Origin of the sequence: Amycolatopsis sp. ATCC 39116, from assembly GCF_000231075.2 — a bacterium.
GTDB lineage: Bacteria > Actinomycetota > Actinomycetes > Mycobacteriales > Pseudonocardiaceae > Amycolatopsis_E > Amycolatopsis_E tucumanensis.
Window position 1 is genome coordinate 123547 of sequence record NZ_AFWY03000008.1, and the last position, 25922, is coordinate 149468.

The window sequence follows — 25922 nt, forward strand, 5'->3', positions numbered from 1 at the left end:
CGGCCGATCGCGGTGCGGGATTCACCCGTCCCTGTCCGGTTTGGGCCAGCTTTGGCGTGGCCGCTTGACGGTGCCCCGGCCCGCGCGTTTCGCTGCCTGACATGGTCCGAACCATTCGCGCGCTGGCCGTCGCCCTGCTGATGACCGGTCTGGTCGCCGCGCCGCCGGCGGGAGCGGAGGCACCGGTGCGGTTCGCGTCGTCGTTCGAAGCCGGCCAGCCCGAGCCGGACTGGGTGGACACCGTGGAGACCGGGCCGGACGGCCGCCCGCTCACCTCGGGCGTGAACGGCGCGAACGGCTCGGCCATCCCGGGCGACGTGCGCGGCCGCGCCACCGGCGCGACCGCGAGCGGGGAGAACACCGGCGCCGGCGAGGTCGCGCTGAACGTGCTCGACGGCAGCCCGGACTCCAAGTGGCTCGCCTTCGCCCCCACCGGCTGGGTGCAGATCGAGTTCGCCGAGCCGGTCACCATCACCCGCTACGGCCTGACCTCGGCGAACGACGCCCCGGAACGCGACCCTCGGGACTGGACCCTGCAGGGCTCCGACGACGGCACCACCTGGACCACAGTGGACAGCCAGAGCGGCCAGACGTTCGGCGACCGGCTCGAGGCCAGGGAGTTCCGCCTCGCCGCCACCGCCACGCACCGCTTCTACCGGCTGGACATCACCGCCAACGGCGGCGCGGACATCGTCCAGCTCGCCGAACTGCTGCTCGCCGACGACCAGCCGGCCCCACCGCCGCTGCCCGCGATGCGGTCCTACCCGGACAGCGGCCCGCCCGGCGGCTACACCAGCAAACCGCGCGCCGGGTTCACCGGGCTGCGTGCCTTCCACTACGTCGGCACCCAGACCGCGCCGCACGGCTACTCCTACAACAAGGTGTTCGACGTGCGGATCCCGGTGCGCGCCGACACCGAGCTGTCCTACACGGTGTTCCCCGAGCTCACCGGCAACGACCTGAAGTACCCGAGCACGAACGTCTCGGTCGACCTGGCCTTCACCGACGGCACCTACCTGTCCAGCCTGGGCGCGGTGGACCAGTACGGGTTCCCGCTCAGCCCCCGCGGGCAGGGCGCGGCCAAGTCGCTCTACGCCAACCAGTGGAACCTGGTGCGCTCGGCGATCGGCACGGTCGCCCGCGGCAAGACCGTCGCGCGGATCCTGATCGCCTACGACAACCCGAACGGCGCCGGCTCGTTCAACGGCTGGTTCGACGACATCACGCTCGGGCCCGCCGCGCCGCAGGCCCGCGTCACCCGCCTGTCCGACCACGTGCTCACCACCCGCGGCACGAACGCCAACGGCACGTTCTCCCGCGGCAACAACTTCCCCGCCACCGCGGTCCCGCACGGCTTCAACTTCTGGACCCCGGTCACCGACGCCGGTTCGCTGAACTGGCTCTACCGCTACCAGGAGGGCAACAACGCGCAGAACCGCCCCGCGCTGCAAGCGCTGTCGCTGTCCCACGAGCCGAGCCCGTGGATGGGCGACCGGCAGACCTTCCAGGTGATGCCCTCGGCCGCCGCCGGCGTGCCGGACGCGAACCGGGCCGCACGGGCACTGTCGTTCGACCACGCCAACGAGACCGCCAAACCGCACTACTACGGCGTGACGTTCGACAACGGCGTCAAGGCCGAGATCGCGCCCGCCGACCACGCGGCGGCGTTCCGGTTCACCTTCCCCGGCGGCGACGCGAACCTGATCTTCGACAACTTCGACGACGCCGGCGGTCTCACCCTCGACCCGGCCACGGGCACGCTGTCCGGGTTCACCGACGTGCGCAGCGGCAACTCCGCGGGCGCGGGCCGCATGTTCGTCTACGCGGCCTTCGACCGGCCGGTCACCGGCGGGGACATGCTGCCCGGCGAGGGACGGGACCACGTGCGCGGCTACCTGAAGTTCGACCCGGGCCGCGGCGGCGTCGTGGGCATGCGGATCGCGACCTCGCTGATCAGCGTCGACCAGGCGAAGCGCAACCTGGAGCAGGAGATCCCGGCGGGCACGGCGTTCGAGACGGTCCGCTCGGCCGCGCAGGCCGCGTGGGACCGCAAGCTCGGCGTGATCGAGGTCGAAGGCGCCAGCCGGGACCAGCTGACCACGCTCTACTCCAACCTGTACCGGCTGTTCCTCTACCCCAACTCCGGGTTCGAGAACGTCGGCACCACGCGCAGCCCGCGCCCCGCCTATGCGAGCCCGGTCTCGCCCAAGGCCGGGCCGGACACGCCGACGCACACCGGGTCGAAGGTCGTCGACGGCGAGATCTACGTCAACAACGGGTTCTGGGACACCTACCGCACCACCTGGCCCGCCTACGCGCTGCTCACGCCGGACGTGGCGGGCCGGATGATCGACGGGTTCCTCCAGCAGTACCGCGACGGCGGCTGGGTCGCGCGCTGGTCCTCCCCCGGCTACGCGAACCTGATGACCGGGACCAGCTCCGACGTCGCCTTCGCCGACGCCTACCTCAAGGGCGTGCGGGGCTTCGACGTGCAGGCGGCCTACGACGCGGCGATCCGCAACGCCACGGTCGCCCCGCCCAACGAGGACGTCGGGCGCAAGGGCCTGGAGCAGTCGATCTTCCTCGGCTACACGCCGACCTCGACCGGCGAGGGCATGTCGTGGGCGATCGAGGGCTACCTCAACGACTTCGGCATCGCGATGATGGCGCAGAAGCTGGCCGACGAGGCCGCGCCGGACGACCCGCGCCGCCGCGAGTACGCCGAGAACGCCGAGTACTTCCGCGGCCGCGCCCAGAACTACGTGCACATGTTCGACCCCGCGGTCGGGTTCTTCCAGGGCCGAGCCGCCGACGGCACGTTCCGCGTCCCGGCCGGTGAGTACGACCCGCGCGAGTGGGGTCACGACTACACCGAGACCAACGGCTGGAACATGGCCTTCACCGTGCCGCAGGACGGGCAGGGACTGGCCAACCTCTACGGCGGCCGCGACGGGCTCGCGCGGAAGCTGGACCAGTTCTTCGCCACGCCGGAGACCGCCGGGTTCCCCGGGGCGTACAACGGCCTGATCCACGAGATGCGGGAGGCCAGGGACGTGCGGATGGGCCAATACGGCCACTCCAACCAGCCCTCCCACCACATCGCCTACATGTACGACTTCGCCGGGCAGCCGTGGCAGACGCAGGCCCGGGTGCGGGAAGCGCTGTCCCGGCTGTACCTCGGCAGCGAGATCGGGCAGGGCTACCCTGGCGACGAGGACAACGGCGAAATGTCGGCGTGGTACGTGTTCAGCGCGCTCGGGTTCTACCCGCTGCGGATGGGCAGCCCGGAGTACGCGGTCGGTTCGCCGCTGTTCACCAAGGCGACGGTGCACCTCGCGGGCGGCCGGGACCTGGTGATCAACGCGCCGAAGAACAACGCCCGCAACGTCTACGTGCAGGGGCTGCGGGTCAACGGCCGGACGTGGAACTCGACGTCGCTGCCGCACGACGTGATCGCGGCCGGTGGCACGCTGGACTTCGCGATGGGCCCGAGCCCGTCGCGCTGGGGGGCGACGGAGGTCCCGCCCTCGCTCACGACGGGCGACTCGCCGCCCCAGCCGCCCGCGGACCTGACGACGCCCGGCGGGCCGCTGTTCGACAACACCTCGGCCACCCAGGCGCGCCCGCTGGAGACGGTCGACTGCCCGGTCCCCGGCCCGGTGACCGCGACGTTCTACACGCTCACCTCGGCCAAGGAGGCGGGGGACCCGAGCGCGTGGGTGCTGGAGGGCTCGGCCGACGGGCAGACCTGGACGCCGCTGGACAGCCGCTCCGGGGAGACGTTCACGTGGCGGCAGCAGACGCGGGCGTTCAAGATCGCCGAGCCGGGCGCGTACGCCCACTACCGGCTGCGGATCACGAGCAGCACAGGCGGCGCGGCGGGATTGGCGGAGGTGGAACTGCTCGGCACGAAGTGAGCGGGATGGGCGGTGATTGCCGCGCCCGGTCCGCGCCGGCGGTGCTCGGCAGAAGATGCTGGGGCGGGTGGTGCCAAGTGATTGTCGCGCCGGCGGGGCGCCGCCACTGGTGGATCGGCGCCACCGCGGACGCCCGCCCGGCCGGCCCCGCTCGGCGGCACGTGACTGCCGCGCCTGCTCCACCGACGTGCCCGGATTGTCCAGCTTGGAACTGCTCGGCGGGAAGGGAGCGTGGCGGCCGGTTACGGTAGGCGACGTGACCCGGACCCACTTCTTCTCCTCGTTCGAGGACGGTGATCCGCGGCCCATCTGCGGCGCGGTCGTGACCGTCGGCTCCGGGCCGGGGCGGGCGCCCGCGGCCAAGCCCGGCGTGGGGTTCACGGGGGTGCGCGCCGCCCGCTACACGGCGGACCAACCCGCTCGTCAGGTGCTGTTCGAAGTGGACTTCGCGATCGGCGCGGACACTCGACTGTCCTATGTGGTGTTCCCGGAGTCCGATGCCGGGCCGAGCTGGCGCAGCACCTTCGTCGCACTGGCCGTCGAGCTGGACGACGGCACCCTGATCGGGGGGTCGGCGCTCGACGCGGGCGAGTCCAAGACCCTCTACCTCGACCAGTGGAACCTCGTGCACCACCCCCTCGGCGAGGCCGCGGGCCGCCGGGCTCGGGCCGTCGTGCTGCTCGCCGAGCCGTCGCCGGGTGAGCCGGTGTCGGGCTGGGTCGACGACGTCGCGATCGCCGACGCGCCACCCGAAGGCCCGCGGGACCCGGTCGACTGGGTGCGCACCACGCGCGGCACCCACTCCAGCAACGAGTTCTCCCGCGGCAACACCTTCCCGGCCACCGCGATGCCGCACGGCTTCAACTTCTGGACCCCGGTGACCGACGCCGGGTCACTCGACTGGCTGTACGAGTACCACCGGCGCAACAACGCACAGAACCGGCCCGAGCTGCAGGCCTTCGCGGTCAGCCACCAGCCGAGCCCGTGGATGGGCGACCGGCACCCCTTCCAATTCCTGCCGGGAATCGGTCCGGTCACCGCGGACCGGAAGGCGCGGGCACTGGCGTTCTCCCACGACAACGAAACCGACCGGCCGCACCACTACGGGGTGCGCTTCGACAACGGCATCACCGTCGATCTCGCACCCACCGACCACGCCGCGCTCATCCGCTTCAGCTTCCCCGGCGAGGGCGGGTGGGTGCTGTTCGACAACGTCAACCGGCGCGGCGGCCTGCGCGTCGACCCGGCGCGCGGGGTGGTCACCGGGCACACGTGGGCACGCAGCCGCCTGTCCGTCGGCGCGCGCCGGATGTTCGTGTACGGCACCTTCGACCGGGCGGCCACAGGCGGCCGCCGCCTGCGCTGGCCCAACACCGGCTACCTGTCCTTCGACACACCGAAGGTCGAGCTGCGGATCGCGACCTCCCTGATCAGCCTGGAGCAGGCGCGCCGCAACCTCGAGCAGGAGATCCCGGCAGGCACCACCTTCGAGCAGGTCCGCGAGCGGGCGCGGGCGGCGTGGCAGGAGGTGCTCGGCCGGGTCGAGATCGACGGCGCCACCCCGGACGAGCTGACCACCTTCTACTCCGGCCTGTACCGGCTGTTCCTGTACCCGAACTCGGCCCACGAACAGACCCCGCGCGGAGTCCGGCACGCCAGCCCGGTGCGGCGCCGCTGGTGGCCGAGCACCCGCACCCGGACCGGGGCGAAGGTCGTGGACGGCCCGATGTCGGTCAACCACGGCTTCTGGGACACCTACCGCACGGTGTGGCCCGCGCTCGCGTTGCTGGCGCCGCGACGCTGCGGGGAGCTGATCGAGGGGTTCGTGCAGCAGTTCCGCGAGGGCGGCTGGATCGCGCGCTGGTCCTCCCCCGGCTACGCGAACCTGATGACCGGCACCAGCTCCGACGTCGCCTTCGCCGACGCCTACCGCAGAGGCGTGCGGAACTTCGACGTGCACGCCGCCTACGACGCCGCGCTGCGCAACGCGACCGTCACCCCGCCCGGCCGCGGCGTCGGGCGGCAGGGCCTGCGGGAGTCGATCTTCCTCGGCTTCACGCCGCTGACCACGCACGAGGGCCTGTCCTGGGCGCTGGAGGGCTGCCTCAACGACTTCGGCCTCGCCGCGCTCGCCGAGGAGCTGGGGCACACCGACGACGCCCGCTACTTCCGGCAGCGCGCCGCGCAGTACGTCAACCACTTCGACCCGGCCACCGGGTTCTTCCAGGGCCGTCACCACGACGGCCGGTGGCGCTGGGCGCCGGAGCACCACGACCCGGCCCGGTGGGGCTTCGACCAGCCCGAGACCAACGCCTGGAACACCGTGTTCTCCGTGCCGCACGACGGCGCCGGCCTGGCCGCGCTGCTCGGCGGCCCCGCGGGGCTGGAGTCCAAACTGGACACCTTCTTCGCCACCCCGGAGACGGGCCGCGTCCCGGGGTCCTACGGCGGGATCATCCACGAGATGACCGAGGCACGGGACGTCCGGCTCGGCCAGTACGGGCACTCGAACCAGCCCAGCCACCACATCCCGTGGATGTACTGCCACGCCGGCGCCGCGGCCAAGACGCAGGCGATCGTCCGGGAGGTGCTGACCCGCTGCTACCTGGGCAGCGAGATCGGGCAGGGCTACCCGGGCGACGAGGACAACGGCGAGATGTCCGCCTGGTACGTGCTCGCCGCGCTGGGCCTGTACCCGCTGGCGCCGGGCAACCCGGGTTACGTGCTGACCGCGCCGCTGTTCGAGCGGGCCCGGCTGCGCCTGGAGAACGGGCGGACGGTGACGATCAGTGCCCCCGGCCGCGGGCCCTACGTGCGGGGCGTGACGATCGACGGCAAGCCGCACCACTCGACCTGGCTGCCCCACGCCGACCTGGTCACCGCCGGCCACCTGGAGTTCGACGTCACGGACACCCCCACCGGCTGGGGTGATCCACCGCCGTCACTGGGCGCGCAGCCGCTGGCCGACGTCACCGGCGCCGGCAGCTGCGACGACGGCACCGACGTGACCCCGCTGTTCGCCGACACCACCGCCACGCAAGTCACGTTCGGCTCGCGCACCCCGGTGATCGAGTGCACCGTCGGCGAACCGGCGCGGGTCGAGCTCTACACCCTGACCTCCGCCGCCCGCGGCGGCGACCCGCGCGACTGGGTGCTGGAAGGCACCACCGACGGGGAGTCGTGGGTGCGGCTGGACGAGCGTCGCGGCGAGCGGTTCCGGTGGCGGCGGCAGACCCGCCCGTTCTCCATCGCCGAGCCCGGCACGTACCGTGCCTACCGGCTGCGGATCACCGCGGCGACCGGGCGGCGGACCGCGCTGACCGAATGGGAACTGCTCGGGGGCCGTGCATGAGGGTGTGGAAGGTGGCCCAGGACCGGCTGGTCGCCGCCGATCCGGGGCTGGTGCGGTTGCGGCTGGCCGGGATCGCGGTGGGCGGGATCGTGTTGTCGATCCTGGTGCTGCTCCTGCTCGGCCGCCCGATCCCGACGATCATGGTGGCCAGCATCGCGGCGATGAACTCGGCGTTCAGCGTCAACGACAAGACGCCGAAGGACCAGGCGATCACGCTCGTGCTGGTCATGCTGTGCGGGTCGGCCTCGCTCACCGTCGCCGCGTTCGGCGCCACCGCTCCCCCGCTGGACAGCGTGCTGTTCGTGCTGCTGATCTTCCTCGCGGTCTACGCGCAGCGGTTCGCGCCGCGCGGCACCGCGATGGGCGCGCTGTCGTTCTTCATGTTCTTCTTCGCGATGTTCCTCGCGATCCACCCGCGCCAGCTGCCCGAATACATCCTCGCCCTGGCGATCGGGCTCGCCGCGAACGCCGTGATGCGGTTCGCGGTGCTGCGGCGGCGCCCGGAGGGCGAGCTGCTGCGGGCCCGCCGCGCGTTCCGCGCCCGGATCAGCGCCGTGGTGCGGGCCGCGGCCGCGTGCCTGGCCAGCGGCGGCAGCGAGTGGCGGATCAACCAGCTGCGCAAGGCCGACACCCGCCTGCACGAGGCCGTCCTGATGATCGAGGACACCATCGGCGACCTGTTCGACGAGACCGGCACGCAGCTGCTGCGCCGCCGCCTGCTCGCCGTGGAGCTGGCCTGCCAGTGGCTCGCGATCACCGTGCGCCGCGCCGCGGAGGAGGGCGCGCTGCCGGAGGCGGTCCGCGACGACCTGATCGCGAGCCTGCTGCGGCTGGACTCCCTGATCGAGCGCGATCCCCGCGACCTGCCGGTGATCAGCGACACCGAGGAGTTCAGCAAGATGCTGGTCGCCGGCAGCCGGCTCGCCGAGCGCACCGAACCCGGCGACGAGGTGCGCCGCGCGATCGCCGAGCTGGCGCTGGCCGACGTCAACGCGCAGCGCGTCGCCGAGAAGGACTACTCGGCCGAGACCGAACTGCCCGAGGAGGAGACCGAAGAGGAGCCCAAGAAGGTCCTCGCCTACGACAACCGCACCCGCAGCGCGATCCAGGCGATGGTCGGCGGCGGGCTCGCGGTGCTCGGTGGCGAGTTCATCTCCGACTCCCGCTGGTACTGGGCGGTGCTGACGGTGTTCGTGGTGTTCCTCAACACCAGCACCGCGGGCGCGACGTTCGTGAAGGGGTTCCGCCGCGTCACCGGCACCCTGGGCGGGATCTTCGGCGGGATGCTGCTGGCGCTGATGGTCACCGGCAACACGGTCGCCACGGTGGTGCTGATCCTGGTGTGCGTGTTCTGCCTGGTGTACGTGGCGCGGGTGTCGCAGCTGCTGATGGCCTTCTTCATCACCTGCATGCTGGGCCTGCTCTACAGCCTGCTCGGCACGTTCAGCGTCGAGGTGCTGTGGGTGCGGGTGGCCGAGACCGCGATCGGCGCGGCCGCGGGCCTGATCGCGGCGGTCCTGGTGGTGCCGGTGCGCACCCGCACCGTGATGGTGTCCGACATCGACGACGCGCTGACGGACCTGTGCGAGTTCCTGGCCGGCGCGGAGGCGCTGCTGTCCGGGCGGGAGAACGTGAACGTGATCGAACTCTCGCGCGAGCTGGACCGCTCGGTGGAGAAGGTGCGCACCACGATCGAGCCGTTGACCCACCCGATCAGCCTCGCCAGCCGCCGCGACTACGGCTGGTACGTGATGAGCACGCTGGAACGGCTGGCGTTCCGGGCGCGGCAGATCGCGGCCCGCTCCGAACCGGGCCTGCTGCCCGCCGACGACCGGCTGACCGCGGTGATCGAGCGGATCAGCCGCAACGTCGACGTGCTGCGTGACGCCCTCGACGGCGACGAGCGCGGGAAGCTGGTGCGCAACACCGCCGCGCCGGAGACCCGTGAGACGGACGACGCCCAGGCACGCTCCGTGCTCACCAGCCTGGGCCGCCTGGAGGCCGGGATCGTCGCGCTGGGCAGGGCGTTCGAGGTGCCGGTGGCCGATTCGACTCGATCGGTTCAGCAGAACGTGAGGCGACGCACCACGTCAGCGCAGGCAGAGGGCGATAGGGTCACCAGCACAAGCCAAGATTCCGTCCGCAGGAGTACGCAATGACCCAAGCCCCCGTCAACGTCACCGTAACCGGCGCCGCCGGCCAGATCGGCTACGCGCTGCTGTTCCGCATCGCGTCCGGTCAGCTGCTCGGCCCGGACACGCCGGTGAAGCTGCGGCTGCTGGAGATCCCGCAGGCGGTCAAGGCGGCCGAGGGCACGGCGCTCGAGCTGGAGGACGGCGCGTTCCCGCTGCTCGCGGGCATCGACATCTTCGACGACGCGAAGCAGGCTTTCGCCGGCGCCAACGTGGCGCTGCTGGTGGGCGCGCGCCCGCGCACCAAGGGCATGGAGCGGGCCGACCTGCTGGAGGCCAACGGCGGCATCTTCAAGCCGCAGGGTGAGGCGATCAACGCCGGCGCCGCCGACGACATCCGCGTCCTGGTGGTCGGCAACCCCGCCAACACCAACGCCCTCATCGCGCAGTCGCACGCGCCCGACGTCCCGGCCGAGCGGTTCACCGCCATGACCCGCCTGGACCACAACCGCGCCGTCGCCCAGCTGGCGAAGAAGCTGAACGCGCCGGTCAGCGAGATCAAGAAGCTGACGATCTGGGGCAACCACTCCGCCAGCCAGTACCCGGACATCTTCCACGCCGAGGTCGCCGGCAAGAACGCCGCCGAGGCCGTCAACGACGAGAAGTGGCTGGCCGAGGAGTTCATCCCGCGCGTGGCCAAGCGCGGCGCGGAGATCATCGAGGCCCGTGGCGCGTCGTCGGCCGCGTCGGCCGCCAACGCCGCCATCGACCACATCTACAACTGGGTCAACGGCACCCCCGAGGGTGACTGGACCTCGATGGCCGTGCCGTCCGACGGTTCCTACGGTGTGCCGGAGGGCCTGATCTCCTCCTTCCCGGTCGTCTGCAAGGACGGCAAGTACGAGATCGTCCAGGGCCTGGAGATCAACGAGTTCTCCCACGGCCGCATCGACGCGTCGGTCAACGAGCTGGCCGAGGAGCGCGAGGCCGTGAAGAAGCTCGGTCTCATCTGATTTTCCTGGTGGTGCGCGGAGGGCCGGTTCCCTGACGGGGGCCGGCCCTCCGGCGTCAGCGTGGTGATCATGACTGCGATCGATCCGCCGCGCGGGCTCGCCGAGCGGCTGCGCGACACCCGCGCCCGGCTGGAGGCCGACGTCGACCTGTGGGTGGCGTCTTCCGGTGAGGCGCGCGTGCACCTGATCCCGCTGTCCTACCTGTGGGACGGCGCCGCGTTGCTCGTCGCCACCCCGCGTGACTCGCTCACCAGCCGGAACCTGCTGGCCGACGGCCGGGTGCGCCTGGGCCTCGGCCCGACGCGGGACGTCGTCCTCGTCGACGGCGTCGCCGAGCCGGTCGAGCCGGACGCGGCGGCGTGCGAGGCGTTCGCCGCGCGGACCGGGTTCGACCCGCGTGCGGAGACCCAGCCGTACCAGTACTTCCGGATCCGGCCGACGCGGGTGCAGGCCTGGCGGGAGGCCAACGAGCTGCCGGGACGCACCCTCATGCGCGACGGGCACTGGCTCGGCTGACCGGGCGGCGCTACCTTGCCCCGATGGGGAAGTTCATCACCATCGGCTACGGGGACAGCGCGGGCTACGAGCGGACTGCCGAGGAGGTGCGGACGGCCGCCCACGAGCACGACTCCCGGTTGCGCGCCGCCGCGGTCGAGATGGGGATCGCGGGCGAGCCGGTGCAGGTGCGCAATCACGACGCGGCCGGCACCCAGGTGACGCCGGGCCCGTTCCTGCGGTCGGACCTGCCGGTCGCCGGGTTCGCGATCATCGAGGCCGACACGCTGGAGGAGGCCACGCGGATGGTGGCCGGGACCCCGTGCGCGGTGGCGCACGGGGTGGTCGAGGTGTGGCCGCTCCAGGGCTGACCTCCGGCTAGTCGATGCCCTCGACGATGCGGAAGTCGCGCTCGACGCCGTCGGCGAGGACGGCCAGCGCCTCCTGGTAGGCCGCGCTCTCGCGCGCCGCGACGGCCTGCTCGAAGCTGTCGAACTCGACCAGGACGGTGCGCTCGGCGATCCCGGCGTCGTGCGCGACGACCCGGCCGCCGAGGATGAGGGGCCGCCCGCCCGCGGCCCGGACGGCCGGACTGGCCAGTTTGTTGTAGGCAGCCAGCTTTTCGGGGTCGGAGATGGTGCGGTAGACGCTGACCCAGTAGCCCTTGGGCATGGAACCTCCAGTGTTGTGATGGGTGCTCTGACTTATGAGCGTCGGCGGGCGAGCGCGAGGCTGGTCAGCGTCGTGATCGCCATGGCGCCGATGCCGATCAGCGCCGCGGTGGTGTAAGCGCTGTCGTCGGGGAAGAGGAGGCCGGGGCCGGTGCCCGCGGCGAGGACGAGGCCGCCGAGGGCGCTGCCCAGGGAGTAGCCGACGCTGCGGACGACGTAGTTGAAGCTCATGGCGCTCGACGTCTCGCTCTTGGGGGTGACGGCCAGGATGACGCCGGGCATCGCGGCCGAGAAGCCGCCGACGCCGAAACCGAGCACGCCCATCGCCGCGAACAGTTCGGCCAGGTCCGACCGGGCCGTCGCGAACAGGGCGAACCCGCCGCCGATCACGACGGCGCTGCCGGCCAGGAGCAGGGGGTCGGCGATCCGCGTCCGCAGCCGCTGCGTGAGCTTGCCTGCGACGAACCCCAGCACCGAGAACGGGATGAGGACCAGCCCGGCGACGAAGGTCGTCAGCCCGAAGCCGTAGCCTGCGCCGGGCGGCGTCTGCGCGTACCGGGTGATGAGGGTGAGCAGGAGGTACATGCCGATCCCGCCGACGAACATGGCGAGGTTCGCCCCGGCGACCGCCGGGTGCCGCACCGCCCGCACATCCACCAGGGGCGTCCTGCTGCGCAGCTCGACGACGGCCCAGGCGCAGAGCAGCACCACCGCGACGACGGCGAGTCCCGCCGCCACGGCGAGGTGGCGGCTCCACAGGGTCCGTTCGCCTGCCAGGAACAGCACCAGGAGCAGCGCGGCGGCCAGGACGATCGTGCCCGCCACGTCCAGACGGGCGGAGCGGCCCGCGGGGGCTTCGGGCATGGAGCGCCACGCGGTCAGGAGTGCGGCGGCGGTGACGATCAGGCCGAGGCCGTAGGCGGCCCGCACCCCGCCGAGTTCGGCGAGCAGTGCGGTCAGCGGGTAGCCGACGCCGGCCCCGATGATCGAGACCACCGAGATCAGGGCGATCACGGCCGCGCCGCGCTCCTCGGGGAGGTGGTCCCGGGCCACGCCCATCATCAGCGCCGTGAGCCCGAGGCCGACGCCCTGGGCCGCCCTCCCGGCCAGCAGGCACGCGAACGGCAGCGGCAGCACGGTGAGCGCGCTGCCGGCGACGATGATCGCCAGCGTGGCGAGGATCGTGGCCCGCCGGTGCGGGCCGGCTCCGAGCCGGCCCAGGACGGGCGTGGCGACGGCGCCGCTGAGCAGCGCGACGGTCAGCGTCCACTGCGCGCTGTCGAGCGAGACGTGGAACGAGGTCGCCACGCTGGTGATGAGCGGTGTCCCGAGGCTGCCGACCGCCGCCACGACCAGAGCGATGAACATCAGGGCGGGGACCAGCAGCCGCGGCTCGGAACGCGCCGCCGGGAACGCCTTCACCGCGACCTCGCCTGCCCGGTCACTTTTTCGACCCTTCGCGGTCCCGGCTTTCGAGCTCTGCCAGGTGCTTCAGCGCCGGAAGGGCCGCCACCAGCGCCTCGACCTCCTCGCCGGTCAGCTCGCCGATCAACCGCTCGAACGCGTTGACGCCGGCCTGGCGCCGCGTCCGGACGTAGGAGGCGCCGGCCTCGGTCAGGCACACCAGCGTGACCCGCTTGTCGGCCGCGTCGCCCCGTCGCTCGACCAGGCCGGCCTCCTCCATCACCCGGACCAGTGCGGTCATCGCGGGCTGGGTGACGCCCTCGATCGCGGCCAGATCGGTGATGCGCCGTGGGCCGGTCCGGTCCAGGGTGGCCAGGGTGGCGGCGGAGGTCAGGCTCATGTCCCGGGGCAGGCGTCTCACGGCGCTGGTGGCCAGGCCGTAGAGGGCGGCCCCGATGGCGGCAGCCGCGCCGGGAGCGGTGTCTTGACGGCTCACGGCAGAAGCATAGCATCTTTATATACATCGTTTATGTAAGTTGTCGTCCAGCCCACCTTTTCGTTGTGGGAGAAGGGATTTTGTGCCCTCTCCGGCTCGCGGATAGCGTCGGATTCATGGAGTGGAGCTTGAAGCCGGCCGAGGAGCTGGCTGCCGCGTTGCGTGCCGGTGCGGTGTCCTCAGTGGAACTGACCGACGAGGCCATCGACCGCATCGAGCGCGAGGACAAGGCGGTCAACGCGATCTGCGTGCCGGACTTCGACCGCGCGCGAGCCGCCGCGCGCGCCGCGGACCGGGCTCGCGCCCGCGGCGAGGACCGGCCGCTGCTCGGGATTCCGGTGACGGTCAAGGAGTCCTACGACGTGGCCGGGTTGCCGACGACCTGGGGCATGCCGCAACACCGGGAGTTCCGGCCCGCCGAGGACGCGGTGCAGGTTTCGCGGCTCAAGGCCGCGGGCGCGGTGGTGCTGGGCAAGACGAACGTGCCGTTGGGGCTGCAGGACATCCAGACCTTCAACGAGATCTACGGCACCACCGGCAACCCGTGGGACCACGACCGCACGGCGGGCGGGTCCTCCGGCGGATCGGCGGCGGCTCTGGCGTGCGGGTTCGGCGCGTTGTCCATCGGCTCCGACCTCGCCGGTTCGCTGCGCACCCCCGCGCACTTCTGCGGCATTTCCGCGCACAAGCCGACGCTCGGGCTGGCGGCGCCGCGCGGCATGGTCGCGCCGCCGGGGCCGGCCTTGCCGGTCGACCTCGACCTCGCCGTCGTCGGTCCGATGGCCCGCACCGCCCGCGACCTCGCGCTCCTGCTCGACGTCATGGCCGGCCCGGACCCGCTGACGGCCGGCAAGGCGCACCAGGTGGCGCTGCCGCCCGCACGTCACGAGCGGCTGAGCGACTTCCGGGTCCTGGTGCTGGACGAGCATCCGCTCCTCCCGACCGGGGCCGCGGTGCGGGCGGGCGTGCACCGGGTGGCCGCCGCGCTCACCGACGGCGGCGCCCGCGTCGAATGGCACAGCGGGCTGCTGCCCGACCTGGCCGAAGCCGCGACGCTCTACATGCAGTTGCTGATCTCCGGCGCCGTCGCGCGGTTCCCCATCGACGACGAGCAACTGCGGGCCCGCGTGGCCGGGCTGAGCGCGGACGACGGCAGCCTCGACGCCGTGCGGTTGCGCGCCATGGTGTTCAGCCACCACGACTGGCTGGCCGCGAACCACCGCCGCGAACTCCACCGCCGCGGCTGGCGGCAGTTCTTCGCCGAGTTCGACGCCGTGGTCTGCCCGATCACGCCGACGCCCGCGTTCCCGCACGACCACAGCCCGAACCCGATGGAACGCCGCATCGACATCGACGGCGCCGGCTACCCGTACTTCGACCAGCTCGTCTGGGCCGGCGTGGCGACGATGCCCGGCCTGCCCGCGACCGCGATCCCGGCCGGCCGCTCCCCCGAGGGCCTGCCGGTGGGGGTGCAGCTCATCGGCCCGATGTTCGAGGACCGCACCCCGCTGCGCCTGGCCGAACTGCTGGAGCACGAGATCGGCGGCTTCCAGGCGCCGCGGTAGGGCGCCCCACCGGAGGGCCCGCCGCGGACGAGGCGCGCGGGCGGGCCCTCCGGTCGGCCGTCCGTTCAAGTGCGCCGGGCGTTGATGAGCCAGTGTGCCGCGCCGTACAGCACGCCCCGGTCGGTGAGGTGGGCGGCGATGTCGGCTCTGAGAGCGTCGATGGCGTGGGCGCGCCGTTCGTTGTCGAGTTGGCGCAGCGCAGAGGCGAAGTTGCCGGTGATGAAGTCGAACGCGTCCTCGACATCGCGGCCGTAGTACATGGGCATGGACAGGTCCGTCATCTCGATGTCGGCGAAGCCTGCTTCGGTGAGCAGCTGACGCACTCGGTCAGGGTCACTCAGCGAGAAGGGGGTCGGAGCCTCGGGTGGTGGCGGTGGAAGCTCACGGCCCCCGGACGCGATGGTGCGAAAGGTCCTGATGCCCTCGTTGCGGTCGAGCGCCTGCCAGGTCAGCTGCACGAAGCGGCCGCCTGGCTGGATGGCGCGTGCGATGTTGGCGAACGCCGCCTGCCGGTCGCCGAAGAACATGGTGCCGTGCCTGCTGACAGCGACGTCGAAGCGCGACTCACCGAAGTCGTGGAGTTGCGCGTCCGCCTGGACAAAGGCCGCGTTGGTCAGCCGCTCCTCCGCTGCCAGTGCGCGCGCGAGGTCCAGCAGCGTCGACGACAGGTCGACGCCCAGCGCCGAACCTCCACGGGCGATGCGGGCCGCGTCACGAGTGACTTGACCGCTGCCGCATCCGATGTCCAGGATCGCGGAATCCTGCTGGATTTCGGCCGCCTTCAACAGTTCGCCGTGGTAGCCGGACATACCCTCGTCGAAGCGTTCGGCGCGCTCGGTCCAGAACGCTCCATTGCCACCGTCCCAGGAGCGGAACTGATCGGTGTTGGACGAGTCGACGGTCGGTGTGTCGGTCACGGTCTCTCCCCCTGGCAGCAGTGACGGGGGTCCGGCACGGCGCGGATCGCGAGGAACCCCGTCGGCTCGCGGCTGAGGCGTTCGAACCGTTCGGGGTCGAGCGCCTCAGCCGCGGGTGACGGGCGGGGTTCGAGCAGCCGCTCGACCAGGAACCCGGCCGCGCGCAGCTCCTCGCAGGTCTGCTCCAGCGGGGAGAGCCAGTAGCGGACCCGCCAGCCGCGGCTCCACACCTCCTCGACCACGCGCGGCTCGAAGTAGTTGCCGCCGTGCCGGAGCCAGTCGCCGAACGGGTGCTGCCGGGACAGCACCAGCGCCCCGCCCGGCCGGAGCACGCGGCGCAGCTCCCGCAGCAGCGCCACCCGGTCATCGACGTACTCCACGGCCAGCGCGAACAGCACCCGGTCCACCGAGGCGTCCGGCAGCCAGTCGAGCGGCTCGGCGAGGTCGTGCACGCGGAACTCCCCGGCCGGGACGCGGCGCCGGGACAGCTCGACCATCTGCGGGCTGATGTCCACGCCGACCACCGCCGCGCCCCGCGCCACCAGCTCCTCCGCGTACAGGCCCGGACCGCACGCGGCGTCGAGCACCCGCAGACCGGCGACGTCCCCGAGCAGGCCCAGGCACGCCGGCCGGTCCAGGTGCGCGTTGTAGAAGCCGTCCCGCGCGTGGTCGAGGAACTCCTCGGCGAAGACGTCGTACTGCGCCTCCCGCCCGACCTCCATCACGCGCCGGTCAGGCCGCGGCGCGCCAGGAGCGGCGCGATCTCCGGGTCCCGGCCGCGGAAGTCGCGGAAGAAGCCCATCGGGTCACCGGCGCCGCCGCGGGAGAGCAGCGTGGCCCGGAAGTGGTCGCCGTTCTCGCGCTTGAGACCGCCGTTCTCCTTGAACCACTCCACGGTGTCGGCGTCGAGCACCTCACTCCAGATGTAGGAGTAGTACCCGGCCGAGTAGCCGCCGCTGAACACGTGCGCGAAGTAGGTGCTGCGGTAGCGCGGCGGGATCGCCGGCACCGCCACCCCGGCCTTCTCCAGCGCGGCGGCCTCGAACGCGGCGACGTCGCCGACCGCGTCCTCGGTGCCCAGCCCGTGCCAGGCCTGGTCCAGCAGCGACGCGGCCAGGTACTCGGTGGTGGCGAAGGGCTGACCGTACTGGGCCGACTCCTCCAGCCGCTCCACCAGGCGCTGCGGCAGCGGCTCACCGGTCTCGTGGTGCTTGGCGTAGTTGGCCAGCACCTCCGGCCACAGCATCCACATCTCGTTGACCTGCGACGGGTACTCCACGAAGTCCCGCGGCACGTTGGTGCCGGAGAACTTCGGGTAGCGCACATCCGACACCAGCGCGTGCAGCGCGTGCCCGAACTCGTGGAACAGGGTGGTGACCTCGTCGAAGGTGAGCAGCGTCGGCTCACCGGCGGGCGGCTTGGCGATGTTGAGGTTGTTGACCACCACCGGCCGCTCGCCCAGCAGGTGCGACTGGTCGACGAAGGTGTTCATCCACGCGCCGCCGCGCTTGGAGTCGCGCGTGTAGTAGTCGCCGAGGAACAGGCCCAGCGGGCTGCCGTCGGCGTCGAAGACCTCGAACACCCGCACGTCCGGGTGGTAGACGGGCAGGTCGTGGCGCTCGGTGAAGCTGAGCCCGTACAACCGGCTCGCCGCGTAGAGGACGCCGTCGCGCACCACGCGGTCCAGCTCGAAGTAGGGCCGCAGCGTCGCGTCGTCGAGGTCGAACTTCGCCTTGCGGACGCGTTCGGCGTAGAAGGCCCAGTCCCAGGGCTCGAGCGTGGCGCCGGGGTGGTCCTGCTCGAGGTAGGTCTGCAGCTCGGCGGCGTCGCGGCGGGCGTTGGCCACGGCGACGGGCGCGAGCCGCTCCAGCAGCCCGACGGCGGCCTCGGCGGTGCGGGCGGTCTCGTCGGAGATCACGTACGCCGCGTGGTTGGGGTGGCCGAGCAGGGCGGCCTTCTCGGCGCGCAGCTGCACGATCCGCGCCAGCACGGCCGAGTTGTCGTTGTCGTTGCCGCGGTTGCCGCGCGAGATCGACGCGGTGAACAGCCGTTCCCGCAACGCCCGGCTCTCCAGCGAGGACAGCAGCGGCTGCGAGGTGGGCAGGTTCAGCGTGAGCAGGTACCCCTCGACACCGCGGGAGGCGGCGGCCTCACGCGCGGCGGCGATCGTGCCGTCGGACAGCCCGGCCAGCTCCGCCGCGTCCTCGACCAGCACGGCCAGGTCGTTGGTGTCGCGCAGCAGGTTCTCCTGGAACCGGGTGGACAACGTGGACAGTTCCTCGTTGAGCACCCGCAACCTGGCCTGCTGGCTCTCGTCGAGCCCGGCGCCGGCGCGCTGGAAGTCGGTGTAGGTGCGCTCCAGCAGCCACGCCGACTCCTCGTCCAGCCCCAGCTGGTCGCGCCGGTCGTAGAGGTCCTTGACGCGGGCGAACAGCCGCGGGTTCAGGTGGATGGCGTCGGAGTGGGCGGCCAGCTTCGGCGCGATCTCGGCCTGCAGCTCCTGCCGCGCCGGGTTGGTGTCGGAGGAGGTGAGGTTGAAGAACACCGACGAGACGCGCTGCAGCAGGCGGCCCGAGGTGTCCAGCGCCACGATCGTGTTCTCGAACGTCGCCGGCTCCGGGTTGCCTGCGATGGCCTCGATCTCCGCGGCGTGCTCGGCCAGGCCGGCCGCGAACGCCGGGCCGAAGTGCTCGTCGGCGATCCGGTCGAACGGGGGCAGACCGTAGGGCAGGTCGCTCGCCTGCGAGAACGGGTTGTCCGGTGTCATCCAGCGCGGCCCTTCTGTCCTGTCGACCCTCCGATCTCCGCGTCGGAGGACGTCTTCTTCTTCCTACCGCGCTTCGGCGCCGGCGGCACCACCCCGGCCAGATCCGCACTGTGGTCGTTGACGCGCACCACGAACGGGCGCACCTCGGTGTAGCGGACCACGGAGATCGACGCCGGGTCGACCACGATCCGCTGGAACGCGTCGAGGTGCTGCCCCAGCGCGTCGGCCAGGATGGACTTGAGCACGTCGCCGTGGCTGCACAGCAGCCAGACGGCGTGGTCGCCGTGCTCGGCGGTGATCCGCGCGTCGTGCTCGCGCACCGCGGCGACCGCGCGGGCCTGCATGCCTGCCAGGCCCTCGCCGCCGGGGAACACCGCGGCCGAGGGGTGGGCCTGCACGACCCGCCACAGCGGTTCCTTGACCAGGTCCTTCAGCTCGCGGCCGGTCCACTCGCCGTAGTCCACTTCGGACAGGCGCGGTTCGACGGTGCGGGTGAGGCCCCGCTCGGCGACGAGCGGGGCCACCGTGTTCTTGCAGCGCAGCATCGGCGAGCACACGACCTCGGCCAGCGGCACGCCGGCCAGCCGCTCCACGAGCGCCTGAGCCTGCGCGCGGCCGGTGTCGTCGAGCCCGACCTTGGGGGTCCGCCCGGCCAGCACGCCCGACCCGTTCGCGGTCGAGCGGCCGTGCCGAAGCAGGATCACGGTAGCCACGCCGCCAACCTACATGGCGGGACCCGCGTTCGGATCAAGGACGCCGGTGGCGACCAGCACGATGAGCAGCACGCCGAGCGCGATCCGGTAGATCACGAACGGCACGTAGCTCTTGGTCTTGATGAAGTTCATCAGCCATGCGATCACCAGGTAGCCGACGCCGAAGGCGACCAGGGTGGCCAGGATCGTCGGCCCCCACTGCGGGCTGTGCTCGCCACCGATGTCGGTGAGCTTGTACAGGCCGGAGGCGAAGACCGCGGGCACGGCCAGCAGGAACGCGTACTCGGTGGCGTCGGCGCGGGTGTAGCCGAGGAACAGGCCCGCGGTGACGGTGCCGCCGGAGCGGGACACGCCGGGGATCAGCGCCATGGCCTGGGCGAAGCCGTAGCCGAGACCATGCGGGACGGTGAGGTGGTCCAGCGTCCGGTACTGGCGGCCCACCCGGTCGGCGATGAGCAGCAGGATGCCGAACCCGATCAGCGTCGTCGCGGTGAGGCGCAGGTCGCGGAACGCGCTGTCGATGGCGTCCTGGAACAGCAGGCCGAGCACCGCGATCGGCAGCGACCCGACGATGATCAGCCAGCCGAGGCGGGCGTCCGGGTCGTGGCGCGCCTCCCGCTGGTAGAGCGAGCGCCACCAAGCGGCCAGGACGCGGCCGATCTTCTTCGAGAAGTAGAGGATGACCGCCAGCTCGGTGCCGATCTGGGTGACCGCGGTGAACGCCGCGCCGGGGTCGTCCCAGCCGGCGAGCGCCGCGGTGATGCGCAGGTGGGCGCTGGAGGAGATGGGGAGGAACTCGGTCAGGCCCTGGACCAGGCCGAGGACGAGTGCTTCGAACCAGCCCATGCTCACCGGGCCTTCGGGGAAATCAGTCGCGTTCGCACGGTGGGAGAGGCTATCGGCGGCGCGGATCACTCGATGAGCCGCCTTCGTCAAGTTCTTTACAGTACTTTCGTTACGCCCGCCCGTCGCCCACCGCCACCCTCAACGGTGGCGCTCCGCGCCGCAGCTACGCCCTCCCGTCTCCCACCGCCACCCTCAACGGTGGCGCTCCGCGCCGCAGCTACGCCCTCCCGTCTCCCACCGCCACCCTCAACGGTGGCGCTGCGCGCCGCAGCTACCCCCTCCCGTCTCCCACCGCCACCCTCAACGGTGGCGCTCCGCGCCGCAGCTACTCTCTGTGCATGCAGAAGCGACAGCTGGGCAGGTCGGGGTTGCGGGTCTCCCGGATGGCGCTCGGCACGATGTCCTGGGGCGCGGAGACCGACGCCGACGAGGCGGCCAGCCAGCTCGTCGCGTTCGTCGAGGCGGGCGGGACGCTCGTGGACACCGCCGACATCTACTCCGGCGGCGAGAGCGAGCGGATCCTCGGGGGCCTGCTGGGCGACCTGGTGCCGCGTGACGAGATCGTCGTGGCGACCAAGGCCGTCGCCCGGCGCACCGACGGGCCGTTCGGCGGGGGCGCCTCCCGCGGCGCGTTGTTGTCCGCGTTGGAGGGGTCGCTGCGGCGGCTCGGCGTGGACCACCTGGACCTGTGGCAGCTGCACGCGTGGGACGACTCGGTGCCGCTGGAAGAGACGCTGTCGGCGCTGGACCACGCGGTGACCTCGGGCAAGGTCCGCTACACCGGGGTGTGCAACTACGCGGGCTGGCAGCTGGCCTCGGCCGCGGCGGCCCGGCCGGCCGGGCTGGTCGCCACGCAGGCCGAGTACTCGCTGGTGGAGCGCGGGGTGGAGCGCGAGCTGGTCCCGGCGGCCCGCCACCACGGGCTCGGCGTGCTGCCGTGGGCGCCGCTGGGCCGCGGGGTGCTGACCGGCAAGTACCGCCACGGCACGCCGGCCGACTCGCGGGGCGCGTCGGCCGAGTACGCCGGCTACGTCGAGCAGCACCGCACCGAGCGGGCGGCGCGGATCGTCGAGGCGGTCGCCACCGCGGCCGACGGGCTGGGGGTGTCGCCGCTGGTGGTGGCGCTGGCGTGGGTGCGGGACCGGCCGGGCGTGGTCGCGCCGGTGGTCGGGGCGCGCGACACCGGGCAGCTGACCGGGTCGCTGGCGGCGGAGGAGATCGCCCTGCCGGTCGCGATCTCCTCGGCGCTGGACGACGTCAGCGCGGTCGAGTTCGGTTACCCCGAGCGGGGCACGAAGTGACCGTGGGGTGGATGGCACGTGACGCGGCGGGGTTTTCAGGGGATGCTGGAGGAAACAGAGGAATGCGATCCGGAGGTCTTGTGCGCTCCTCCGCCACCGTCGGGACCGGTGTCGTGCTGGTCTGCGCCCTGGTGCTGAGCGGGTGCTCGTCGAAGTCCGGTGACTCCACCGACACGCTGCAGGTCGTGGCCGACCCGGTCGCGGCGACGGCGCCCGTGTCGCCCCAGCCTGCCGCCGCCCCCGCGGGCACCGTGATCGCCTCCCCCGAGATCACCGCGCTGGCCGCCGACCCGGCCACCGGGACGCTGGCCGTCGCCGTGCCGGACGCCGTGCTGCTGTACCAGGCCGCTGACCTGGCGGCCGCCCCGGTGCGGGTGCCGGTCGCCGGGCGGGCCGAGCACCTGCGCGTGTCCGGCGGGGTGCTGCTGGCCACGCTCCCCGCGGCCGGGCAGGTCGCCCGGATCGCCTTGCCCGGCGGCGAGGTGAGCACCCTGGCCGTGGCCGGTCAGCCGGCCGGCGCGGTGGTCGAGGGCGACCGGACGGTGGTCGCGGTGCGGGACCGCAAGGCCGTGGACGTGTTCACCGGCGACCAGCTGACCAAGACGATCGAGGGCCAGCTCTACAGCGCCGACGACGTGCTGCAGGCCGGCGGGAACACCGTCGTGCTGGACGAGTTGCGCACCGCCGTGTTCTCGGTGGACGTGGACGGCGGCACCGTGGCCGAGGGCCTGCGCGCCGGCGACGGCGCCACCAACGCGGTCGCGGACTCCTTCGGCCGGGTGCTCGTGGTCGACACCCGCGCCGGTGCCCTCCTGGCGTTCTCCACCGGCCCGCTGTTGCTGCGGCAGCGGTACCCGGTTCCCGGCGGGGCGTACGGCCTCGCCTACGACGCGCAGCGCGCGCTGGCGTGGGTGACGCTCACCGAGCGCAACGAGGTCGTCGGGTTCGACGTGCGCGGCGGCGAACCGGTCGAGAAGTACCGTTTCCCGACGGTCCGGCAGCCGGATTCGGTTACCGTCGAGGAGCGGAGCGGGCGGGTGGTCGTCGGCTCCGCGGCGGGAGAAGGGGTCCAGGTGATCCAGCCATGAAGCACCAGGAGGCGGTGGTCGACGAGGACTGGGAGTACCGCCGGTTGCAGTTGCCACCCGGCGTCTCCCGGCGGGCCGCGGCCACGCAGCTGTCCATCAACGCCGAGTACGGCGGGTGGGAGCTCTCGACGGTCCGGCTCTACTCCGACGGCACCCGGCGGGTGTGGCTGCGCCGCAAGCGGCAGCCGGCCACCGCCCTGCCCGAGGTCCTGATCTGACCCGAGCGGCGCCCGCAGCTGGGCGCCGGGCCCAGAGCCGCCCCCTCGACGGATGCGCTACGCGCGAAGAGCGGTAACGGGTGGGGCCCTCGTGTCGATCTCAGTGCTGCCCCTTGGAAGGAGCAGCATGTCCTCCTCGCCCGTTGTCCGTGTCGTGACCGCCGCCTGCGCCGGGGTCGCGGTGGCCGTGGCGTTGCTGGCGGTCTTCGCCGGGATGGGCGTGGCGCTGGTGGTGCTGCTGGGCATCGTCGCGCTGGTCACATGCGTCCCGGTGTGGTTCGCGCCGGTGTTGCTCGCCCGCCGCCGCGGTGTGGCCGACGTCCGGCCGATCGCGGTGTTCACCCTCCTGGCGGGGTGGTCCCTCATCGGCTGGGTCGCCGCGCTGATCTGGGCCGGCGCGGCGCGCGCGGAAGCCGGGCCCCGCCCGGTCGGGACCTAGCCCGCGAGTGAGCGGCCCGTCTCCTCGAGCGCTTCGCGGAGGATGCGCACGGCTTTGGGGCCCATGCCGTGCAGGGTGAGCAGCTCGGCCTCCGTCATGGCGGCGACCTGGTCGAGCGTGGTGATCCCGGCGTTGCCCAGCGCGCGGGTGGCGGGGCGGCCGATGGCCCGCGGCAGGTCGCCGCTCTCGCCCGCCACCGCCGCGGTGGCCGTGCCCGCGAGGTGTTCCGGGGCGTGCGCCAGCCAGGCGCGCCACACCCAGTGGTTGAGCTGCCGGCCGTCGATGTCGGCCAGCGGCACCCGCACCCCGCCGCTGTCCCGGGCTGCCGTCGGGTGCGCTGCCAGCAGCTCGTCCACCTCGGACGCGGGCAGCCGCAGCGTCACCTGCTTGTCCACCAGCGCGGCGAACACCGCGCCGCCCACCGTGAAGGCGCCGCCGTCCTCCGTGGTTTCCGGCAGGGACCGCGCCGTTTTGCGGAGCTGCGCCGCGCTGGTCACGAGGCGCGGAAGAACCGGTCCAGCACGCGGGTGCCGAACTTGAGCGCGTCGACCGGCACCCGCTCGTCCACGCCGTGGAACAGCCCGGAGAAGTCCAGGTCGGCGGGCAGCTGGAGCGGCACGAACCCGAAGTTGCGGATGCCGAGCGTCTGGAAGGACTTGGCGTCGGTGCCGCCGGAGAGCATGTAGGGCAGCACCTTCGCGCCCGGGTCCTCGGCGGTGATCGAGGCGGTCATGGCGTCGACGAGCGCGCCGTCGAAGGTGGTCTCGACCGGCGGCAGCTCCATCCACTCCTTCTCGATGTCCGGGCCGAGGATCTCGTCGAGCTCGCGGTCGAAGGCCTCCATGCGGCCGGGCAGGATGCGGCAGTCCACGGCTGCTTCGGCGACCGAGGGGATGACGTTGGACTTGTAGCCGGCGGTGAGCATCGTCGGGTTGGCGGTGTCGCGCAGGGTCGCGCCGATCATGCGGGAGATGTTGCCGAGCTTGGCGACCGCGCCGTCGATGTCGTCCTCGGGGAAGTCCCAGCCGGTGATCTCGGTGACGCCGGCGAGGAACTCGCGCACGGAGTCGGTGAGCACGAGCGGGAACCGGTGCTGCCCGAGCCGCGCGACGGCGGCGGCGAGCTTGGTGACGGCGTTGTCGTGGTGGATCATCGAGCCGTGTCCGGCGGTGCCGCGCACGCGCAGCTTCATCCACCGGATGCCCTTCTCCGCGGTCTCCACCACGTAGGTGCGGACGTCGTCCTTGAGGCTGATGGAGAAGCCGCCGACCTCGCTGATCGCCTCGGTGGCGCCCTCGAACAGGTCGGGGCGGTTGTCCACGAGCCACTGGGCGCCGTACTTGCCGCCGGCCTCTTCGTCGGCGAGGAAGGCGAAGATGATGTCGCGCGGCGGGACGATGTTCTCGCGCTTGTAGTGGCGGGCCAGCGCCAGCATGATGCCGAGCATGTCCTTCATGTCGACGGCGCCGCGGCCCCACACGTAGCCGTCCTGGATGGCGCCGGAGAAGGGGTGCACGGACCACTCGGACGCATCCGCGGGGACGACGTCGAGGTGGCCGTGGACGAGCAGCGCCCCGCGGCTGGGGTCGGCGCCGGCGAGCCGGGTGATGACGTTGTGGCGGTTGCGGCCGCCGGACTCCACGTACTCGATCTCGTAGCCGACCTCGGTGAGCTTCTCCGCGACGAACTCCGCTGCCGCCTTCTCCCCCACCAGCGTGTCCGGATCGCCGGTGTTGGTGGTGTCGATGCGGATCAGGTCGCTGGTCAGCGTGACGGCTTCATCGGCCGCGGTCTCGATGCTCACGCCGCCATTCCTATCATCAACGCTGTGGGCGATCAGCTGGAGCGCGCCGTCCGGCTCGTCCGCGACGTCGCGGGCCCGGAGCTGCTCGGCGTGTACCTCCACGGCTCGGCGGTGCTCGGGGGTCTCCGCCCGGCCAGCGACCTGGACGTCCTCGCCGTCACGCGGCGGAGCCTGGACCAGCGGCAGCGGCGCGCGCTGCTGGACGGCCTGCTGGAGATCTCCGGGCTGACCACCGCGGTGCGGCCGGTCGAACTGACCGTGGTGGTCAGGTCCGAGGTCAGCCCGTGGCGGTTCCCGCCGGTGGGTGACTTCCTCTACGGCGAGTGGCTGCGGGAGGAACTGCTGGCGAGCGGGCCTCCCCAGCCGGAACCGATGCCCCACCTGGCGCTGGTGCTGGCGATGGTCCTGGCGGGCGACCACCCGCTGGCCGGGCCGCCACCCGCCCGGCTCCTGGACCCGGTGCCGCATTCGGACGTGGTGCGAGCGAGCGTGGCAGGCATCCCCGAACTCGTCGCCGACCTGTACGGCGACACGCGCAACGTCGTGCTGACCCTCGCCCGCGTGTGGGTGACCCTCGCCACCGGGGAGATCAAACCCAAGGACGCCGCGGCGGACTGGGCTCTCGCGCACCTGCCCGCGGCACACCGTCCGGTCCTCACGCACGCCCGGGACCTGTACCGGACGCGCCACTACGCGGAGGAGACCTGGAGCCCCGACCTGGTGCCGCGGGTGCGCCCTCTCGTCGACGAGGTGCTGGCCCGCATCGACGGGCTGCGGGGCTGAG

The 25922-nt window shown here is 72.4% G+C and carries 22 protein-coding genes; 12 read left to right on the plus strand and 10 right to left on the minus strand.

From position 1 onward, the window contains the following. Positions 1-101: 101 nt before the first annotated feature. The 6 genes from AMY39116_RS0312270 (at position 102) to AMY39116_RS0312295 (ending at position 11280) form a co-directional block, all read left to right on the plus strand. The gene (locus tag AMY39116_RS0312270) at positions 102-3917 is read left to right on the plus strand and encodes a GH92 family glycosyl hydrolase (protein WP_020417954.1); all 3816 of its coding nucleotides are present in this window, start codon (positions 102-104) and stop codon (positions 3915-3917) included. A gap of 256 nt (positions 3918-4173) precedes the next feature. Then, positions 4174-7269, plus strand: coding sequence for a GH92 family glycosyl hydrolase (locus AMY39116_RS0312275; RefSeq protein ID WP_020417955.1), 3096 nt, complete (start codon positions 4174-4176; stop codon positions 7267-7269). Further along, positions 7266-9428: an FUSC family protein gene (locus AMY39116_RS0312280; protein ID WP_020417956.1), complete on the plus strand. Its 2163-nt coding sequence runs from the start codon at positions 7266-7268 to the stop codon at positions 9426-9428. The genes AMY39116_RS0312275 and AMY39116_RS0312280 overlap by 4 nt, the downstream gene beginning before the upstream one ends. Next, positions 9425-10414: a malate dehydrogenase gene (locus tag AMY39116_RS0312285; protein WP_020417957.1), complete on the plus strand. Its 990-nt coding sequence runs from the start codon at positions 9425-9427 to the stop codon at positions 10412-10414. The genes AMY39116_RS0312280 and AMY39116_RS0312285 overlap by 4 nt, the downstream gene beginning before the upstream one ends. A 69-nt stretch (positions 10415-10483) precedes the next feature. Next, positions 10484-10930 (plus strand): pyridoxamine 5'-phosphate oxidase, encoded by a 447-nt coding sequence (locus AMY39116_RS0312290; RefSeq protein ID WP_027935849.1) that lies wholly within the window; start codon positions 10484-10486, stop codon positions 10928-10930. 23 nt (positions 10931-10953) lie between these two features. Continuing rightward, positions 10954-11280 (plus strand): YciI family protein, encoded by a 327-nt coding sequence (locus AMY39116_RS0312295; RefSeq protein WP_020417959.1) that lies wholly within the window; start codon positions 10954-10956, stop codon positions 11278-11280. A 7-nt stretch (positions 11281-11287) separates the two neighbouring features. On the opposite strand, the gene AMY39116_RS0312300 is transcribed toward AMY39116_RS0312295, so the two are convergent. Genes AMY39116_RS0312300 through AMY39116_RS0312310 form a run of 3 tightly spaced genes read right to left on the minus strand, consistent with a single transcriptional unit; the run spans position 11288 to position 13480 of the window. Continuing rightward, complete coding sequence (locus AMY39116_RS0312300) at positions 11288-11581, minus strand: DUF1330 domain-containing protein (protein ID WP_020417960.1); 294 nt, start codon at positions 11579-11581, stop codon at positions 11288-11290. Positions 11582-11613: 32 nt separating this feature from the next. After that, entirely contained in the window at positions 11614-13002 is a 1389-nt protein-coding gene (locus tag AMY39116_RS0312305) for an MFS transporter (RefSeq protein WP_020417961.1), read from the minus strand. Between the two features lie 19 nt (positions 13003-13021). After that, the gene (locus AMY39116_RS0312310) at positions 13022-13480 is read right to left on the minus strand and encodes a MarR family winged helix-turn-helix transcriptional regulator (protein ID WP_020417962.1); all 459 of its coding nucleotides are present in this window, start codon (positions 13478-13480) and stop codon (positions 13022-13024) included. A gap of 116 nt (positions 13481-13596) precedes the next feature. On the opposite strand from AMY39116_RS0312310, the gene AMY39116_RS0312315 reads away from it, so the two are divergent. Further along, positions 13597-15045 (plus strand): amidase, encoded by a 1449-nt coding sequence (locus tag AMY39116_RS0312315; protein WP_020417963.1) that lies wholly within the window; start codon positions 13597-13599, stop codon positions 15043-15045. Between the two features lie 65 nt (positions 15046-15110). Here the strand turns inward: AMY39116_RS0312315 and AMY39116_RS0312320 are convergent, their stop codons facing one another. From AMY39116_RS0312320 to AMY39116_RS0312340, 5 genes are read right to left on the minus strand one after another with little or no spacing between them, the layout of a single operon-like run. Next, a complete protein-coding gene (locus tag AMY39116_RS0312320; protein WP_020417964.1) occupies positions 15111-15962 on the minus strand; it encodes a class I SAM-dependent methyltransferase in 852 nt (283 codons plus the stop codon). After that, on the minus strand, positions 15959-16684 hold the full coding sequence (locus AMY39116_RS0312325; protein ID WP_020417965.1) for a trans-aconitate 2-methyltransferase: 726 nt from the start codon (positions 16682-16684) through the stop codon (positions 15959-15961). The genes AMY39116_RS0312320 and AMY39116_RS0312325 overlap by 4 nt, the downstream gene beginning before the upstream one ends. Beyond that, positions 16684-18729, minus strand: a complete 2046-nt coding sequence (locus tag AMY39116_RS44670; RefSeq protein ID WP_020417966.1) for a M3 family metallopeptidase — start codon at positions 18727-18729, stop codon at positions 16684-16686. The genes AMY39116_RS0312325 and AMY39116_RS44670 overlap by 1 nt, the downstream gene beginning before the upstream one ends. Continuing rightward, positions 18726-19442 carry a histidine phosphatase family protein gene (locus tag AMY39116_RS0312335; RefSeq protein ID WP_027935851.1) on the minus strand — a complete coding sequence of 239 codons (717 nt, stop codon included), beginning with the start codon at positions 19440-19442 and terminating at the stop codon, positions 18726-18728. The genes AMY39116_RS44670 and AMY39116_RS0312335 overlap by 4 nt, the downstream gene beginning before the upstream one ends. Before the next feature lie 9 nt (positions 19443-19451). Then, entirely contained in the window at positions 19452-20288 is an 837-nt protein-coding gene (locus AMY39116_RS0312340) for an undecaprenyl-diphosphate phosphatase (RefSeq protein ID WP_020417968.1), read from the minus strand. Positions 20289-20626: 338 nt separating this feature from the next. Between AMY39116_RS0312340 and AMY39116_RS0312345 the strand changes: the two genes are divergently transcribed. The 4 genes from AMY39116_RS0312345 to AMY39116_RS0312360 all read left to right on the plus strand — a co-directional run bounded on the left by AMY39116_RS0312345 (position 20627) and on the right by AMY39116_RS0312360 (position 23334). Next, positions 20627-21589, plus strand: coding sequence for an aldo/keto reductase (locus AMY39116_RS0312345; RefSeq protein WP_027935852.1), 963 nt, complete (start codon positions 20627-20629; stop codon positions 21587-21589). A gap of 80 nt (positions 21590-21669) precedes the next feature. Further along, positions 21670-22677, plus strand: coding sequence for a YncE family protein (locus AMY39116_RS0312350; RefSeq protein WP_020417970.1), 1008 nt, complete (start codon positions 21670-21672; stop codon positions 22675-22677). Then, entirely contained in the window at positions 22674-22895 is a 222-nt protein-coding gene (locus AMY39116_RS0312355; RefSeq protein ID WP_017982338.1) for a DUF5703 family protein, read from the plus strand. The genes AMY39116_RS0312350 and AMY39116_RS0312355 overlap by 4 nt, the downstream gene beginning before the upstream one ends. Positions 22896-23022: 127 nt before the next feature. Further along, positions 23023-23334, plus strand: a complete 312-nt coding sequence (locus AMY39116_RS0312360) for a superinfection immunity protein (RefSeq protein ID WP_051123519.1) — start codon at positions 23023-23025, stop codon at positions 23332-23334. Here the strand turns inward: AMY39116_RS0312360 and AMY39116_RS0312365 are convergent. Continuing rightward, positions 23331-23831, minus strand: a complete 501-nt coding sequence (locus AMY39116_RS0312365) for a helix-hairpin-helix domain-containing protein (protein WP_020417972.1) — start codon at positions 23829-23831, stop codon at positions 23331-23333. The genes AMY39116_RS0312360 and AMY39116_RS0312365 overlap by 4 nt on opposite strands. Further along, positions 23828-25138, minus strand: a complete 1311-nt coding sequence (locus AMY39116_RS0312370) for a M20/M25/M40 family metallo-hydrolase (protein ID WP_020417973.1) — start codon at positions 25136-25138, stop codon at positions 23828-23830. Before AMY39116_RS0312370 ends, AMY39116_RS0312365 begins: the two co-directional genes overlap by 4 nt. A 24-nt stretch (positions 25139-25162) precedes the next feature. Between AMY39116_RS0312370 and AMY39116_RS0312375 the strand changes: the two genes are divergently transcribed. Then, positions 25163-25921, plus strand: coding sequence for an aminoglycoside adenylyltransferase family protein (locus AMY39116_RS0312375; RefSeq protein ID WP_020417974.1), 759 nt, complete (start codon positions 25163-25165; stop codon positions 25919-25921). Position 25922: the final 1 nt, after the last annotated feature.

Coding starts and splice junctions, on each gene's coding strand:
- AMY39116_RS0312325 (WP_020417965.1), bottom strand. CDS start 16,684: ATGGAGGTCGGGCGGGAGGCGCAGTACGACGTCTTCGCCGAGGAGTTC.
- AMY39116_RS0312340 (WP_020417968.1), bottom strand. CDS start 20,288: ATGGGCTGGTTCGAAGCACTCGTCCTCGGCCTGGTCCAGGGCCTGACC.
- AMY39116_RS0312345 (WP_027935852.1), top strand. CDS start 20,627: ATGCAGAAGCGACAGCTGGGCAGGTCGGGGTTGCGGGTCTCCCGGATG.
- AMY39116_RS44670 (WP_020417966.1), bottom strand. CDS start 18,729: ATGACACCGGACAACCCGTTCTCGCAGGCGAGCGACCTGCCCTACGGT.
- AMY39116_RS0312290 (WP_027935849.1), top strand. CDS start 10,484: ATGACTGCGATCGATCCGCCGCGCGGGCTCGCCGAGCGGCTGCGCGAC.
- AMY39116_RS0312280 (WP_020417956.1), top strand. CDS start 7,266: ATGAGGGTGTGGAAGGTGGCCCAGGACCGGCTGGTCGCCGCCGATCCG.
- AMY39116_RS0312300 (WP_020417960.1), bottom strand. CDS start 11,581: ATGCCCAAGGGCTACTGGGTCAGCGTCTACCGCACCATCTCCGACCCC.
- AMY39116_RS0312295 (WP_020417959.1), top strand. CDS start 10,954: ATGGGGAAGTTCATCACCATCGGCTACGGGGACAGCGCGGGCTACGAG.
- AMY39116_RS0312285 (WP_020417957.1), top strand. CDS start 9,425: ATGACCCAAGCCCCCGTCAACGTCACCGTAACCGGCGCCGCCGGCCAG.
- AMY39116_RS0312355 (WP_017982338.1), top strand. CDS start 22,674: ATGAAGCACCAGGAGGCGGTGGTCGACGAGGACTGGGAGTACCGCCGG.
- AMY39116_RS0312270 (WP_020417954.1), top strand. CDS start 102: ATGGTCCGAACCATTCGCGCGCTGGCCGTCGCCCTGCTGATGACCGGT.
- AMY39116_RS0312360 (WP_051123519.1), top strand. CDS start 23,023: ATGTCCTCCTCGCCCGTTGTCCGTGTCGTGACCGCCGCCTGCGCCGGG.
- AMY39116_RS0312315 (WP_020417963.1), top strand. CDS start 13,597: ATGGAGTGGAGCTTGAAGCCGGCCGAGGAGCTGGCTGCCGCGTTGCGT.